The sequence below is a fragment of the Pedobacter psychroterrae genome, assembly GCF_004331695.1.
Lineage (GTDB): Bacteria > Bacteroidota > Bacteroidia > Sphingobacteriales > Sphingobacteriaceae > Pedobacter > Pedobacter psychroterrae.
Genome location: NZ_SJSL01000001.1, coordinates 1,068,555 through 1,084,110, shown reverse-complemented (window position 1 = coordinate 1,084,110; position 15,556 = coordinate 1,068,555). Strand labels below are relative to the sequence as shown.

13 protein-coding genes are annotated in these 15,556 nt (G+C 40.4%); 10 read left to right on the top strand and 3 right to left on the bottom strand.

Annotated features, from left to right (window positions below):
- Nucleotides 1-13: 13 nt before the first annotated feature.
- Entirely contained in the window at nucleotides 14-1,063 is a 1,050-nt protein-coding gene (gene mutY, locus EZ437_RS04775) for an A/G-specific adenine glycosylase (RefSeq protein ID WP_131593755.1), read from the bottom strand.
- A gap of 170 nt (nucleotides 1,064-1,233) precedes the next feature.
- Here mutY and EZ437_RS04770 point away from each other — a divergent pair, with 170 nt between their 5' ends.
- The 6 genes from EZ437_RS04770 (at nucleotide 1,234) to EZ437_RS04745 (ending at nucleotide 7,762) form a co-directional block, all read left to right on the top strand.
- A complete protein-coding gene (locus EZ437_RS04770) occupies nucleotides 1,234-1,536 on the top strand; it encodes an HU family DNA-binding protein (protein WP_008240139.1) in 303 nt (100 codons plus the stop codon).
- A 39-nt stretch (nucleotides 1,537-1,575) separates the two neighbouring features.
- Entirely contained in the window at nucleotides 1,576-2,412 is an 837-nt protein-coding gene (locus EZ437_RS04765; protein WP_225869490.1) for a tetratricopeptide repeat protein, read from the top strand.
- A gap of 245 nt (nucleotides 2,413-2,657) precedes the next feature.
- Entirely contained in the window at nucleotides 2,658-4,208 is a 1,551-nt protein-coding gene (locus EZ437_RS04760; protein WP_131593751.1) for an Rne/Rng family ribonuclease, read from the top strand.
- 300 nt (nucleotides 4,209-4,508) lie between these two features.
- Nucleotides 4,509-5,885: a DNA repair protein RadA gene (gene radA / locus EZ437_RS04755; protein ID WP_131593749.1), complete on the top strand. Its 1,377-nt coding sequence runs from the start codon at nucleotides 4,509-4,511 to the stop codon at nucleotides 5,883-5,885.
- Between the two features lie 357 nt (nucleotides 5,886-6,242).
- A complete protein-coding gene (locus tag EZ437_RS04750) occupies nucleotides 6,243-6,800 on the top strand; it encodes a LemA family protein (protein WP_131593747.1) in 558 nt (185 codons plus the stop codon).
- Nucleotides 6,800-7,762 (top strand): DUF3137 domain-containing protein, encoded by a 963-nt coding sequence (locus EZ437_RS04745; protein ID WP_131593745.1) that lies wholly within the window; start codon nucleotides 6,800-6,802, stop codon nucleotides 7,760-7,762. The genes EZ437_RS04750 and EZ437_RS04745 overlap by 1 nt, the downstream gene beginning before the upstream one ends.
- 26 nt (nucleotides 7,763-7,788) lie before the next feature.
- On the opposite strand, the gene carB is transcribed toward EZ437_RS04745, so the two are convergent.
- A complete protein-coding gene (gene carB / locus EZ437_RS04740) occupies nucleotides 7,789-10,605 on the bottom strand; it encodes a carbamoyl-phosphate synthase large subunit (RefSeq protein ID WP_131593743.1) in 2,817 nt (938 codons plus the stop codon).
- 216 nt (nucleotides 10,606-10,821) lie between these two features.
- A complete protein-coding gene (locus tag EZ437_RS04735; RefSeq protein WP_131593741.1) occupies nucleotides 10,822-11,139 on the bottom strand; it encodes a carboxypeptidase regulatory-like domain-containing protein in 318 nt (105 codons plus the stop codon).
- 159 nt (nucleotides 11,140-11,298) lie between these two features.
- Here EZ437_RS04735 and EZ437_RS04730 point away from each other — a divergent pair, with 159 nt between their 5' ends.
- From EZ437_RS04730 to EZ437_RS04715, 4 genes are all read left to right on the top strand, one after another.
- Nucleotides 11,299-11,823 carry a hypothetical protein gene (locus EZ437_RS04730; RefSeq protein ID WP_131593739.1) on the top strand — a complete coding sequence of 175 codons (525 nt, stop codon included), beginning with the start codon at nucleotides 11,299-11,301 and terminating at the stop codon, nucleotides 11,821-11,823.
- 97 nt (nucleotides 11,824-11,920) lie between these two features.
- Nucleotides 11,921-12,538 carry a nicotinamide riboside transporter PnuC gene (pnuC, locus tag EZ437_RS04725; RefSeq protein WP_131593737.1) on the top strand — a complete coding sequence of 206 codons (618 nt, stop codon included), beginning with the start codon at nucleotides 11,921-11,923 and terminating at the stop codon, nucleotides 12,536-12,538.
- Complete coding sequence (locus tag EZ437_RS04720; RefSeq protein WP_131593735.1) at nucleotides 12,522-13,049, top strand: AAA family ATPase; 528 nt, start codon at nucleotides 12,522-12,524, stop codon at nucleotides 13,047-13,049. The genes pnuC and EZ437_RS04720 overlap by 17 nt, the downstream gene beginning before the upstream one ends.
- Nucleotides 13,050-13,283: 234 nt before the next feature.
- Nucleotides 13,284-15,554 carry a TonB-dependent receptor gene (locus EZ437_RS04715; RefSeq protein ID WP_131593733.1) on the top strand — a complete coding sequence of 757 codons (2,271 nt, stop codon included), beginning with the start codon at nucleotides 13,284-13,286 and terminating at the stop codon, nucleotides 15,552-15,554.
- Nucleotides 15,555-15,556 lie beyond the last annotated feature (2 nt).

Sequence of the window (15,556 nt, the reverse complement as noted above, 5' to 3'; positions counted from 1 at the left end):
AATTCTGTTTTTACTAATTTACCGGAATAGCATCCATAAAATCGGCAATAACTTTAGGTTGTGGCAATTCGTCGAACAAAGCTAAAGTAACCCATTTTATTTCTGCATTCTGATTAAAGTTAATGATATAATTGTCTAAAGCAAAAAATTGAACATATATTGTTTGGTGAGTCAATAAATGTTTTTTATGTATCAGCGGCTTGATTGTACAATCTGGCCCAAACACCATTCTGACCATATTCAGGAACTCATTGTGCTGATCGGCATAGCTTGTAGTTGTTTCAATAAGTGGAAAATCATAGAGTTCCTGCCATATATCGCCTGCGTTTCTTTTATTTATAAGTATTTCATCATCCTTAATGCACACAAAGTAATTGAAATGCCTGTTTCGTTTTTTCAATTTCTTTTCTTTGACGGGAAGTGTAGTTGTGAGGTCGTTCTTTATTGCATAGCAATCTGAACGTAGCGGACAGGAGTGACATAAAGGTTTGGGTTTGCATTGTAAAGCCCCAAACTCCATGATGGCCTGATTGTAGTCGGAAGGCTGAAGTTGCCCGGCGATCAGTGCCTGGGCAAGTTCCATAAATTGCTTTTTTCCCTTACTGCTGTTGATCGGGGTTTCAATACCGAAATACCTGGACAGTAACCTAAATACATTGCCATCAAGTACTGGTCTTGACTCGTTGGCAGAGAATGATGAAATTGCGGCCGCTGTATAATCTCCGATACCTTTTAAGCGGATGAGGCTGTCATAGCTGGTAGGGAAAACTCCATGATGGGCTTCCATTACCTGCCGGGCGGTGAACAGCATATTGCGTCCACGCGAATAATAACCCAGGCCTTGCCATAACTTTAAGATCTGGGTTTCGCTGGCATTTGCAAAATCAGACACGGTAGGATAAGCCTCCAAAAAGCGGTAAAAATATGGCAATCCTTGTTCGACTCTTGTTTGCTGTAAGATAATTTCTGAAAGCCAGATCACATATGCATCTGTTGTATCCCGCCAGGGCAACATTCTTTTATTCTGCTGATACCAATTTAAGATCTCATTCTGAAAAGTCATAGGTACAAAAATACATGCTATAATCTGATATTTCACAAAACTTGCAATCAGGTGATAAAATGGCCAATAAATAAATCATCTTTTATTTTCCTATCTCATTAAAAAGCAATACTTTTGCAACCCCAAAACACTTATAAATATAACACACTGTAAATAAATAATAGAAGAATATGACTAAGGCAGATATTATTTCCGAAATATCAACGAAAACAGGAATTGAAAAGGTAGATGTACAAGAGACCGTTGAAGCATTTTTCAAAGTGATCAAGAATAGCATGATCGGCGGAGAAAATGTATATGTGAGAGGTTTTGGTAGTTTTGTTGTAAAAAAGAGAGCACAAAAAACTGCTAGAAATATTTCTAAGAACACTGCAATCATTATCCCTGAGCACTTTGTTCCAAGTTTTAAGCCAGCAAAAGTTTTTGTTGACAAAGTAAAGAACAATTCAAAAAAAGTAAGCGTAGAAGCTTAATCCAGCATGTTAAAAAGTATCCGATCTAAACAAATTATAGTGACCGCAGCAATCGTATTGCTCGTTGCTTTTTTGTTTTCACGGGATATTAAAGGCTTGGTTAAACCAAAAGAAGAAACCAGCAATGTTCCGGCGGGAGGACAAATGATGTCTGAAGCTGCGGAACAGCAAATCAGCCTGACTGAGGTTTCAACTATTGGAAAGAATATGATCAATGCGGGTTTAGCTGCCGAGATCACCTCACTTGAAAATGCATATAATAAGGCCGCTGATAAAGACAAAGTAGCAGCGGCCAAATTACTTGCCCAAAAATGGGATGACCTGGAACAATCCGTTCCGAGTGCACTATACCTGGAAATTGTGGCAAAAGAATCTCAGTTATTGCCTAACTGGCTTAAAGCCGGGGAGATGTTTCTGAAAGCTTTTGACAATAGCCGTGACAGTTTAATGCAACCTGCGCTATTGCAACGTGCAAATATTGCCTATTCAAATGCATTAAAAATTGACTCTACAAATCTCGATGCCAAAACAGGAATGGGGATTTCTATTGTCAACGGAATGGGAGCACCTATGCAGGGTATTGCGATGCTGCTTGATGTGGTTAAAAAAGATCCTAAGAACTTAAAGGCAAACATGAGCCTGGGGACTTTTGCAATTAAATCAGGTCAGTTTGACAAGGCAATTACCAGATTTATTGATATCATAGCGATAAAGCCCTCACCGGATGCTTATTTCTATCTGGCTACAGCATATGAAAACCTGGGCAAGAATGCCGAGGCCATAGATGCCTACGTAAAAAGCAAAGATTTAGCAGCTAACCCTACATTATCTAAGTTTATAGATAGCAAGGTATTGGAGCTAAAAAACAAAATTTAATAAACAGATTTATAAAAATATTTAAAATTCAAAGTTATGCCAAGTGGTAAAAAAAGAAAGAGACATAAAATGGCCACCCATAAACGCAAAAAGCGTTTAAGAAAAAACAGACATAAGAAAAAATAGTTTTTCTTAATGTGCTGCCCACCAGATAAGGCTATGATTTTTCTTGCCTTATTTGGCATTTGCACTGTTTTTTATTGTCCATTGTTTATAAGGCTTTAATGCCTTAAAATCTGTAGCTTTTGGTAAAAGAATTAATTATAGATTCATCTCCCCTGGGAGTAACCATAGCTTTAGTTGAAGACAGACAGCTTGTAGAACTTCACAAAGAACAGATCAATACCAACTACGCCGTTGGCGATATTTATTTAGGCCGTATAAAGAAAATTATGCCGGGCCTAAACGCTGCGTTTGTTGATGTTGGTTATGAGAAAGATGCATTCCTGCATTATTTTGATCTTGGACCACAAGTACAATCTTTAATAAAGCTTACTAAAATCAAGCGTAATGGCTCTGTTAATGGCACCTTATTGGATAATTTCAAATTAGAGGGAGATATAAACAAAGCCGGAAAAATTTCTGAAGTGGTGAGCAAAAACCTTGTTCTTCCTGTTCAGATCGCAAAAGAGCCAATTTCAACAAAAGGCCCGCGTTTAAGTTCTGATCTTTCTATAGCGGGACGTTACATCGTATTGGTGCCTTTTTCCAATGTAATTTCAATATCTAAAAAAATTAAAAGTAATACGGAACGTAATCGGTTAAAAAAGATTATTGAAAGTATTAAACCAAAAAACTTTGGTGTTATTATCAGAACCGTATCTGAAAGTAAAGGTGTAGCTGAGCTTCAAAAAGACCTTTTGGACTCTGTAACAAAATGGGAGAATTTCATAAAAAAATTACCCGATGCAGAGCCTTCGAAACGTGTCTGGGGTGAAATGGACCGTACATCTACTTTAATACGTGACATCCTGAGTACCGACTTTACAAATGTTTATGTAAATGACGCCAATCTTTTTGAGGATATCCGCTCCTATGTACATGAAATTTCTCCGGAAATGGAGAAGATCGTTAAGCTTTATAAGCATAAGGAGCATATTTTTGAACATTTTGGTATTGAAAAGCAAATCAAGAATTCATTTGGTAAAACTGTAAACCTTGCAGGTGGTGCTTATCTTGTAGTAGAACATACTGAAGCGCTGCATGTTATTGACGTAAACAGCGGAAATAGAACGGCGAGTAAGGAAAATCAGGAAGAAAATGCATTGCAGGTAAACAAGGAGGCGGCAAAAGAAATTGCACGCCAGCTGCGTTTGCGTGATATGGGTGGCATTGTGGTAATCGATTTTATTGATATGCACAAGCCCGTTAACCGTAAAATGTTATTTGATTATCTTAAGGACCTAATGCTGCTGGACCGTGCGAAACACACGATATTACCTCCAAGCAAATTTGGCCTTGTCCAGATTACGCGTCAGCGTGTAAGACCGGAGATGAACATCGTGACCAGCGAAAAATGCCCTACCTGTGATGGTACCGGGGAAATTAAGGCTAGCATTGTTTTGATGGATGACATTGAAAATAACCTGACCTATATTTTGCAGGAGCAAAATGAAAAAAACATTACACTTTGTGTGCATCCATACATTGAAGCATTCATCAATAAAGGACTTATTTCCCTAAAATGGAAGTGGTTCTTTAAATTTGGACAAAGGATAAAGATCAAAGCAATGTCTTCTTATAATCTTACCGAATTTCATGTACTTTCTTCCAAAGAAGAAGAGATTAAATTGTAAAAATTAACTTATTAGCTAAACAGGCCTGCTCTCAAAATGAAAGCAGGCCTGTTTGTTTATATAGATCAATTTACTCCCTTTATTTAGAATTAAAAAGTAAATTTGTAAGTCCTTAGAAAGTTGTAATGCTGTCATTTAGTGCCTCGTCGTCCTGAATTTTTCATTAGTGCGCATTGATTTTGGTATTCAAGTGCACTTCGTGGTTAATTTCAGGATCCCGGAAGAGAAAAACGGCATTGCAGGTACTGGATTCTGAAATAAATTCAGGACGACGAAAGGGTTAAATAAATACAGATCAAATTGGCTAAAAGTAAATCAGCATATTTCTGTCAGAGCTGCGGATATGAATCAGCAAAGTGGTTGGGTAAATGTCCTTCCTGCAACGAGTGGAACACCTTTGTTGAGGAAATAATAGAGAAATCAAATGCTAAAGTACCTTCCTGGAAAACATCCTCAGGTTCACAGCGCCTAAGTAAGCCGACCAGGGTTGACAATATTCAATCGATAAAGGAGGAACGGCTGCTTACCGGCGACCAGGAGCTCGACAGAGTGTTGGGCGGAGGGCTTGTAGCTGGATCAGTAATCCTGATAGGTGGAGAACCTGGAATAGGAAAATCTACGCTGATGCTCCAGTTAGCGCTCAATATTTCAGGAAAGAAAATCCTGTATATTTCAGGAGAAGAAAGCGAGCAACAGATTAAAATGAGGGCGGAAAGGATAACAGCTGTGCCGACAGCGGAGTGCTATATCCTTACAGAAACATCCACCCAGAATATATTTAAGCAGATTGAGACACTTGAACCTCATATTGTCGTGGTCGATTCGATCCAGACCCTGCACTCTGCACACATAGATTCTACCCCGGGTAGCGTATCGCAGGTTAGAGAATGTACTGCTGAACTATTGCGTTTTGCAAAAGAAACAGATACCCCCGTATTCCTTATCGGCCATATTACCAAAGACGGAACGATTGCAGGCCCTAAAATACTAGAGCATATGGTAGACACTGTCTTACAGTTTGAAGGGGACAGACATCACGTTTACCGGATACTCAGGTCTATCAAGAACCGTTTTGGCGCGGCTGCTGAAATGGGGATATATGCCATGCATGGAAATGGCTTGAGGCAAGTTTCTAACCCCTCAGAGATCTTATTGTCGCAAAGAGATGAGGAACTGACGGGTATTGCGATATCGGCCACGCTGGAAGGTGCAAGACCCATGCTTATTGAAACACAGGCACTCGTTAGTGCAGCAGCCTATGGCACGCCTCAGCGCTCTGCAAATGGCTTTGACACCAAGCGAATGAATATGCTGCTTGCCGTATTGGAAAAAAGATGTGGCTTCAGGCTGAGTACCAGAGATGTGTTTTTAAATATCGCCGGTGGTATCAAAGTGGAAGACCCAGCAATTGACCTGGCCATACTGGTAGCGATAATTTCTTCTCACGAGGACATCCCGGTATCATCCAAGATATGCTTTGCTGCAGAGGTGGGCCTGTCGGGGGAAATAAGGGCTGTAAACCGTATTGAACAACGGATAACAGAAGCAGAAAAATTAGGCTTTGAAAAGATCTTTATTTCCAATTATAACAGGAAAGGACTGGTTGTAGAAAAATACAAAATTGAATTGATTGCGGTACGTAAAATTGAAGGTGTATTTTCTATACTTTTTGGTTAATAAAACTAGTTGAGTGAAGAAAAATAAGTAATTATTTCTACATAATGTAGAAATAATTCCCCTAATAAATACATTTATATTTCCTTTGCACGATGTATTTCATTGATAATAAGCACATTAAATAGCATCTGCAAAATGGCGTGTTAGTTGTATATACATCTACGTTGCCATTCATTTATGATTAGTAACAAACAATAGGGATGATTATCCTCGTTATCGTAAGGTAGCGAGGATTTTTTTTGCAATACCCTGTAACTTTTAAAAGAGCATTACCTCTAAAAGCTAAACTTGCTATTGATGAAATTAAGTTTGAATTTCCTATATTTAGCTATTAAATAACCTCTTAAAAAAAGAAACATGATACTAATTGCCATAGTAGTTGCTGTATTGCTCATCATTGGAATAGGGATATATAATTCCTTAATTGGTAAGAAGAATCAGGTTACCAATGCCTTTTCTGCCATTGACGTAATGTTAAAAAAGCGGTTTGACCTTTTACCGAATTTAATAGAAACCGTAAAACAGTACACCCAGTATGAGGGTGATACTTTAACAAAAGTTGTAGAGCTAAGGGCTAAAGCCAATAATACTGATTTGACAAATGACCAAAAGCTGGATATAGACAGGCAATTGAGCTCAGGTGTAAAAAGCCTGATGGTGACAGTAGAGAATTACCCCGATTTAAAAGCTAACCAAAACTTCCTCAATCTTCAAAATACCTGGACGGAAAGTGAAGAACAGATAGCAGCTGCCCGAAGGAATTATAATGCCGCAGTAACAGATTATAACAATGCGATCATGATGTTTCCGGGAAGCATATTTGCCGGCATGTTAAATTATCAGCAGATAGCAGTATTAGCAAATACAGAGGAAGAACGTAAAAACATAAGTGCCAAAGAACTTTTTAACAGCTAATGGCCGAAGACATTCAATCCAATACCGCGCTCCAGGCTACACTTGCGGAACTTGAGGATCAGCGGAAAATAATTTCCCGCCTAAAAACAAAAAGTTACCTGTTGATTTTAGTTGGGATTGTTTGTGCAGCTGCAGGTGTATACTTTGGTGTTCCTATTGTAGCCACGGCCATAGCGGGAGGCCTAGGGCTGATTGCCGGCTTTTATTTTCTCAACAAAGCCGGGCAACTGTTTAACGAATACCGCCATGCGTTTAAACAGCGGGTTATTTCTGCCGCATTGAAGTCTATTGATCAAAGCATGGATATTGACTACCAGTCAGGGATGTCGGAAAATGACTTCGTGTATTCACAGCTCTTTACCAATCGTCCGGACAGGTATTCCAGCCAGGACCAGATCTATGGTGCCGCGGGAAAAACTAAATTCTCCTTTTCAGAAGTACATGCTGAGTACAAAACTGTAACGCAAACTAAAAATGGCAAACAGGAGCATTGGCATACGATTCTTAAAGGCATCGTTTTTTGCGCGGATTTTAACAAGCATTTCAATGGTACAACTGTAGTACGACCTAAAGATATGGGAAGTGCTTTGGGTGCCTGGATCTCTGAAAAAATGCCGCTTTTCTCATCTGGCAGCGATGTTGTTAAACTGGAGAGCCCTGTTTTTGACAAGAAATTCATCACCTACTCTACCGACCAGGTAGAGGCGCGCTATATCCTAACGCCTAGTATGATGGAACGGTTATGTAACCTTGACGACAGCAGCCATTACAGCATCTCTGTTTCATTTATCGGTAGCTATGTATACATTGCTTTTCCGCTGGACAAAGACTACTTTGAGCCCCCTGTATTTAAAAGCCTGCTGGATCAGAAGTCTCTAATGGAAGACCTGGAGATCATCCGGTTTATGTACGGGATCATAGCAGAACTGGACCTGAACACCAGGATCTGGACAAAGCAATAAAAAAGTCCCTTTCGGGACTTTCAATATTACTTAGATAAATACATCGACTTGTCTTTGACAAGCTTTCTGAAATATGGATCTTCAGTGTCTTTAATAAATCTAATGGCTTCTCCTGTCGACTTCATTTCCGGACCTAATTCTTTGGTTACCTCAGGGAATTTATAGAAAGAAAATACCGGTTCTTTGATAGCAAAACCTTCCAGTTTACGCACAATTGTAAAGTCTTTCAGTTTATTCACGCCCAGCATAACTTTCGCGGCGATGTTTATATATGGGACATCATAAGCTTTAGCAATAAAAGGAACAGTCCTTGAAGCCCTTGGGTTGGCCTCAATAACGTATACTTTCTCATTTTTAACGGCGAACTGAATGTTCAGCAAACCGATTACATTTAATGCCCTGGCAATCTTTTTAGAGTAAGTCTCCATATCGCTGATCACTTTTTCAGACAAGCTAAATGGCGGTAACACAGCGAATGAATCTCCAGAGTGAATACCCGCAGGCTCAATGTGCTCCATTAATCCTACGATATGCACATCCTCTCCATCACAAATGGAATCAGACTCAGTTTCCTCTGCCCTATCCAGGAAGTGATCAATCAACACCCTGTTTCCAGGAAGGTCACCTAACAATTTCACAACGGCTTTCTCCAGATCTTCATCGTTGATCACGATGCTCATGCCCTGACCACCCAATACATAACTTGGACGTACCAACACTGGATACCCTACTTGATTAGCAACAATAATTGCCTCTTCTGCATTTTCTGCAACACCGTATTTAGGATACGGAATGTCAAGCTCTTTTAACAGATCAGAGAAACGCCCCCTGTCTTCAGCGACATCCATATCATTATATGAAGTGCCGATGATCTTGATACCATGCTCTTGAAGCTTTTCAGCCATTTTCAAGGCCGTCTGACCACCTAACTGAACAATTACACCCTCAGGTTTCTCCAGTTCAATAATCTCACGGACATGCTCCCAAAACACTGGCTCAAAGTATAGTTTATCAGCCATGTTGAAATCTGTAGATACCGTTTCCGGATTACAGTTGATCATGATCGCTTCAAAACCAGTCTCCTTTGCTGCAAGCAGCCCGTGTACACAAGAATAGTCAAATTCTATACCCTGACCGATTCGGTTGGGACCAGACCCCAATACAATCACTTTCTTCTTATCTGACGAAACTGATTCATTTTCCTCTTCAAATGTTGAATAGTAGTAAGGAGTCTGTGCAGCAAACTCTGCAGCACAGGTATCGACCATTTTGTAAACGCGCTTTATGCCTAATGACTGCCTGCGGTCATACACTTCGTCTTCCGTTACATTTCCAAGCAGGTAAGAGATCTGAATATCTGAGAAGCCTTTCTGTTTTAAGGTAAAAAAGAAATCTTTAGGAATATTATTAAGTGAATATCTTTTAAGCTCTGTTTCCAGTTGAACAAGCTCCTGGATCTGAGAAAGGAACCATTTATCAATGCGGGTTACTTTACGGATGGACTCTAGTGGCACGCCCATGCTCATTGCATCTTTGATCAGGAATAAACGATTCCAGCTTGCGTGCTCAAGGCCGTACATGATCTCTTCGATACTGCGATTATGTTTGCCATCAGCACCTAATCCCGCCCTGCCAATTTCCAAACTCTGACAAGCTTTCTGTATTGCTTCTATAAAAGTACGTCCGATGGCCATTACCTCACCTACAGATTTCATCTGCAACCCTAGTTCGGTATTTGCGCCTTTGAACTTATCAAAGTTCCATCTTGGCACTTTAACAATTACATAATCCAATGTTGGCTCAAAGTAAGCGGAAGTAGTTTTTGTAATCTGATTTTCCAGTTCATCCAGATTATAACCGATGGCCAGTTTGGCGGCTATCTTAGCAATTGGGTAGCCTGTGGCCTTACTTGCCAGTGCTGATGAACGAGAGACTCTTGGATTAATCTCAATTGCGATAATTTCATCATTATCAGGATTTACTGAAAACTGAACATTACAACCACCGGCAAAGTTTCCTATTGCACGCATCATTTTAATCGCCTGATTACGCATATCCTGGTAGCAACGATCAGACAATGTCATTGCTGGTGCCACGGTGATAGAATCACCAGTGTGGATACCCATTGGATCAAAGTTTTCAATAGAACAGATGATAATTACATTGTCATTACTATCCCTTAATAACTCTAATTCATATTCCTTCCAACCTAAAACCGCTTGCTCTACCAAAACCTCGTGTGTTGGAGAAGCTTCTAATCCACGTTGCAAAGCCTGATCAAACTCTTCTTTCTTGTGTACGAACCCGCCGCCATAACCACCCAGTGTATAAGAAGGACGAATCACCAATGGATAACCGATTTCCTGCGCAGCTTCTTTACCTTCAAGGAAAGAGTTGGCTATTTTTGAAGTAGCAACACCCACACCTATATCAACCATCAACTGGCGGAAGGCTTCACGGTTTTCTGTTTTCTCGATTGCAGCTACATCCACACCAATTACCCTAACATTATATTTATCCCAGATTCCGCGTTCAGAAGCCTCGATGCAAAGATTAAGTGCCGTTTGTCCACCCATAGTAGGCAATACTGCATCGATCTTTCTCTCTTTTAAGATCTGCTCGATGGAATCTACGGTCAATGGCCATAAATAAACGTGATCACCGATCACTTTATCGGTCATAATAGTTGCGGGATTGGAGTTGATAATGGAAACTTCAATACCTTCTTCTTTCAAAGATAAGGCGGCTTGAGAACCAGAATAATCAAACTCACAAGCTTGGCCAATAATGATAGGTCCGGATCCGATAATCAGTACTGAGCGTATGGAGGTGTCTTTAGGCATAAGGCTTTAAAAAGTCAAATGTTATATTAGTGAAAAATGCTTTATTGCAGACTAGAATCGTCCAGGAGATTTCTTTAACAATGATTAAAGTTCCCGACTCTTCTGTCGGGATGCAAAGTTACGTTTTTGAACATTATAAATCAGGTATTTTTTCAAAAACCCTCTTTAATAAAAAAAGGGGCGTACGACAGTCTATAAATTTGCCTTAACAAGAAATTATTTCAGCAATTTAATCTCCCCTATATCAGTGATCGTGCTGTCTATCACCGCAACATTCTCCACCGAAGTATCTTTATAGGGCGACTTGGCTTTGATCAGTATCAGGTAGGTATCCGCTTTAGCGCCGTGAAAAGTAAGGTTGCCGCCCTTGATTTCCGCAGTTAATGTATCCTTTCCGGATACGGCAACTACTTTCTCTACTCCGTTTGCGGGTATTATCTTTCCCTGAATGCCTCCCGATCTGGATGATGTGAAAGCAAAAAGACCGGCCAGCAACGCCAGCATGACTACAAAATTCAAGCTTATTTTTTTCATTCTATTTCAACCTATACAAATTTGACACCTAATTTATTTAAATCAGCCAATTTGTTTTAAAAATCAGAATCAGCTGTCTGCTAATGACTACATTTATCATTGGAAATGCAGGTGGATGTCTGTTTTAGCATATGGAACAAGATTTGTATTTGTTCTGCTATGAAAAAGACATTTCCAATTTTGTTTGCTTTTATCATTGTAATTTCTGGATGCGCCACAGTACAATCTATCATCAAATCCACTTTTCCATACACTGCAACAATTATAGTTCCCGCTGCTTCCAAAAGTAACACACCTATTTCAGCGACCTCTTCGGCTACCAGTATAGATGAAGTGTTTGGAAATCAGAACGGTAACAACTATGTAAAAGAGATCAGAATTGCATCAGCCAAGATCGTAGCGAGCAATCCTAACAATAAAAGCTTGGGCATGTTTAAATCTATAAAGCTCTATATATCAAGTAGTAACAGCAACAGCGAGGTAATGGTTGCGTCAAGAAATGATGTTCAGGAAAATATTGGCTCAGAACTTGTACTAGATATAGATAATTCACGGTTTGTAGATGATTACATTAAAGGCAGCAGCATGCGTGTAAGATTGGAATATGTACTTCGAAACAGTGCAACAATGGATGTGAGCGTTAGAACATCGTTAAGCTTTATCTCCTCACCTAAAACACAATAGTAAAAATATCCCTCCGGGGAGAATCTTCATAAATAGTTTGTTTGGTTTATTGTCCGGCGCGGAATCATCCCTGCCGGATTTTTTTTTACTTTTGGTGATGCTCCTTCTAGAGACCTCTTTTTTTCAGTTAATAACAGATCAGTTTAAGCACACTACCTGGGCAGAATGGATTGGTGTGATCAGCGGTTTTATATGTATATACCTGGCTACCAAGGAAAGCATACTCAACTGGCCTGTGTCAATTATCAGCGTTGTAGCCTATGCCTGGGTGTTTTTTACAGCTAAAATGTATGGCGACATGGCCTTGCAGTTCTATTTTTTATTTACAGCATTTTATGGCTGGTATTTCTGGCTCAGGAAAAAAGAGGCCGACAACAAGCCTGTAACCATATTGACAAATCAAGAGTGGATAGCGGTGATCGCAGCCGTGATGATCCTTTCTGTTATACTTGGCTTCTTTCTCGACCGGTTTACAGACACTGACGTTCCGTTTGCCGATGGCTTCTGTACAGCTCTGAGCTTTGTGGCGCAGGTACTGCTGACTAGAAAGATCCTGCAGAACTGGGTACTATGGATTATCGTAGACATCTGTTATGTACCTTTATATATTTATAAGCAGCTAAACCTCAGTGCCATATTTTATACATTTCTGGTAGGCCTGGCAATAAAAGGCTATCTGGACTGGAGAAAAACATATCGTGAACAAATACATTAAGAAAATAGCCATAGTGGGCCCGGAAAGCACCGGCAAATCTACCATTACGCAACAGCTGGCAAGGCATTACCAAACGCTTTGGGTTCCGGAATATGCAAGATATTATTGCGCCGCTCTTACCAGGTCATGTGACCTTCAGGATGAGATCAATATGTTTCACGGACAGTGTGCACTGGAAGATTCCATTTTAGCGATAACGGAAAGGGAACTCTTATTTTGTGATACAACTTTCCTTACAGTGAAAATATGGAGTGATGAAATGTTTGGTGAAACCCCTCCCGTAGTACTTGAGGCACTGCCCCTTTACCATTATGACCTGTATTTATTGATGGACATAGACCTTCCCTGGCAGGAAGATCCTCTACGAGACTTTCCGCACAAGCGTGAGCATTTTATGCAGGTGTGGCATCAGGAACTTAAAGCATTAAATGCCAATTATGTAGTGATAGAAGGTGTTGAAAACAGGCTGCAGAATGCAATAAATGCAGTAGACAACTTTCTTTTGAAGTAATCTTAACCCCTAATTTCTTTCAAAATCCGATTATTTTGTGTATCTTTGTAGCATCAAAAAGGGGTGCCTTGTTTTGAAAGAAACACAAAAACGGGCTGAGAACATACCCATTACATTTGCTTGCAGATGTATACACCTGATCCGGATAATGCCGGCGGAGGGATTGGAGTTATGGAGTTTAACTATGCTGTAAGTACCCCTTACTTATAGTGGTTTAACTAAAGAATCAATAAATTGAAAAAATTAATCTTTGCACTGATCGTGCTGCTTGCGCCTGCTGTATTAAATGCGCAAACCAAACCTCTTGTCAAGTCCAGTAGGGATACCTCTATCATACTAGATGAAATTACTGTAAAGGCAACCCGAGCCGATGCCAAATCAGCAACAACCTATAAAAACATCAGTAAAAAGGAGATTGAAACCAATAACTTTGGACAGGACCTTCCTTTTATCTTAAACAATACTCCCGGTGTGGTAATCACTTCTGATGCCGGTGCGGGTATTGGCTACACAGGGATAAGGATCAGGGGCAGTGATGCAAGCAGAGTAAACATCACCATCAATGGCATTCCGTATAATGACAGCGAAAGCCAGGGAACATTTTGGGTAAACATGCCTGATTTTGCGTCTTCGGTAGACAATATCCAGATCCAGCGCGGCGTCGGCACCTCCACAAATGGTGCAGGAGCCTTTGGCGGAAGCGTAAATATCCAGACCGCATCCCCTTCTGATAAAGCCTATGCAGAACTTAACAATACATTCGGCTCGTTCAATACAAATAAAAATACGGTTAAAGTCGGAACTGGTCTGATAGACAATAAGTGGAGTATAGACGGGCGCTTATCGCGCATACAGTCGGACGGCTTCATCGACCGTGCGGCATCCAATCTTAAATCTTTTTTCCTCTCAGGTGCTTATCACGGCAAGACAGATCTGTTGCGCTTCAACGTATTTGGTGGCTCAGAACAAACTTATCAGGCCTGGAACGGAGTCCCTGAAGCAAAACTAAGAGGAGACCAGTCCGCACTGACCGATCATTATTACAACAACCTCGGTTACTTATACAATACCCCCGCGGATTCCCTCAATCTGTTCAATGCTAACAACAGAAAGTACAATCAGTTTTTATTTAAAGATCAAAACGACGACTACACCCAAAGCCACTACCAGGCTCTTTATGCCAAGCAATTCAGCGAAAAGTTCTCCTTCAATGGTGCCCTGCACTATACCGATGGAAAGGGATTTTTTGAAGAATACAAGAACGACCGCAAGTTTAGCGAGTATGGCTTGCCGAATGTTGTGGTAGGTGGTACTACCATCAGTCGGACCAACCTGATCCGTCGCCGCTGGCTGGACAATGACTTTTACGGATTGACCTATGCATTCAATTACCAGGAAAGTAATGCCTTAAACTTCACATTGGGTGGGGCCTACAATCAATATCGCGGCAAGCACTTCGGAGAGGTGATCTGGGCTGAATATGCTTCTACAGCAGCTAAAGACTATCATTATTATGATGGCAAAGGTGACAAAGATGATTTTAACACGTATGCTAAGGTGAACTACAGTCCTGCAGAACAATTCAACCTATTTGTAGACCTTCAGTACAGGAATGTCCAGTACGACATCAGTGGAACTGACAAGAACCGCAAAGTGCAGGACTTCCGCAACAACTATAACTTTTTCAATCCAAAAGTAGGCGCTACGTATTTCCTGAACGAGCAGAGCAACCTTTACGCCTCATTCAGTGTAGCCAATAAGGAACCCAACCGCGATGACTTCACCAATTTAAAGACTGGCTTGTTAGTCCCAAAAGCAGAGCGTTTAAATAATGTGGAAGCTGGTTACCGTGTGCAAAACGAGCGTTTTACGGGGGGACTAAATGTATATGGTATGTTCTATAAAGATCAGCTGATCTTTACTGGTGAGATCAATGAATATTCTGATGCATATCGTCAGAATGTAGACAAGAGCTACCGTATCGGAATCGAACTGGACGCTTCATATGTGATCAATACTAAGTTTGCTATCAACGCCAATGCTGCATTGAGCAGGAATAAGATCAAAAACTACATAGACTATGTATCGGTTTATGATGACAATTATGACCTGGTCGACGTACAGGCAACGAACTACGCTGATCCGGACATTTCCTTCTCGCCAAATGCCGTGCTTTTCGGCGAGTTGGTTTACAAGCCTATTGCAGGTTTTGCTCTTGCATGGCAAAGTAAATATGTCAGTAAGCAGTTTATGGACAATACACAAAACGATAGTCGCAAGCTGGATGCCTATTTTGTGAACAATGCCAGGCTGGGATATGACCTTCCGATAAAAGGGATAAAAAATGTTAATATCGGTGTATTGGTCAACAACCTGCTGAACGAGAAGTATGAAAGCAACGGCTATACCTACAGTTCCATTTACCCTTCAGGAACACTGACAGAAAATTTTTATTTCCCGCAGGCAGGTACAAATTTCCTACTTTCGCTGAACATTAAATTTTAGTC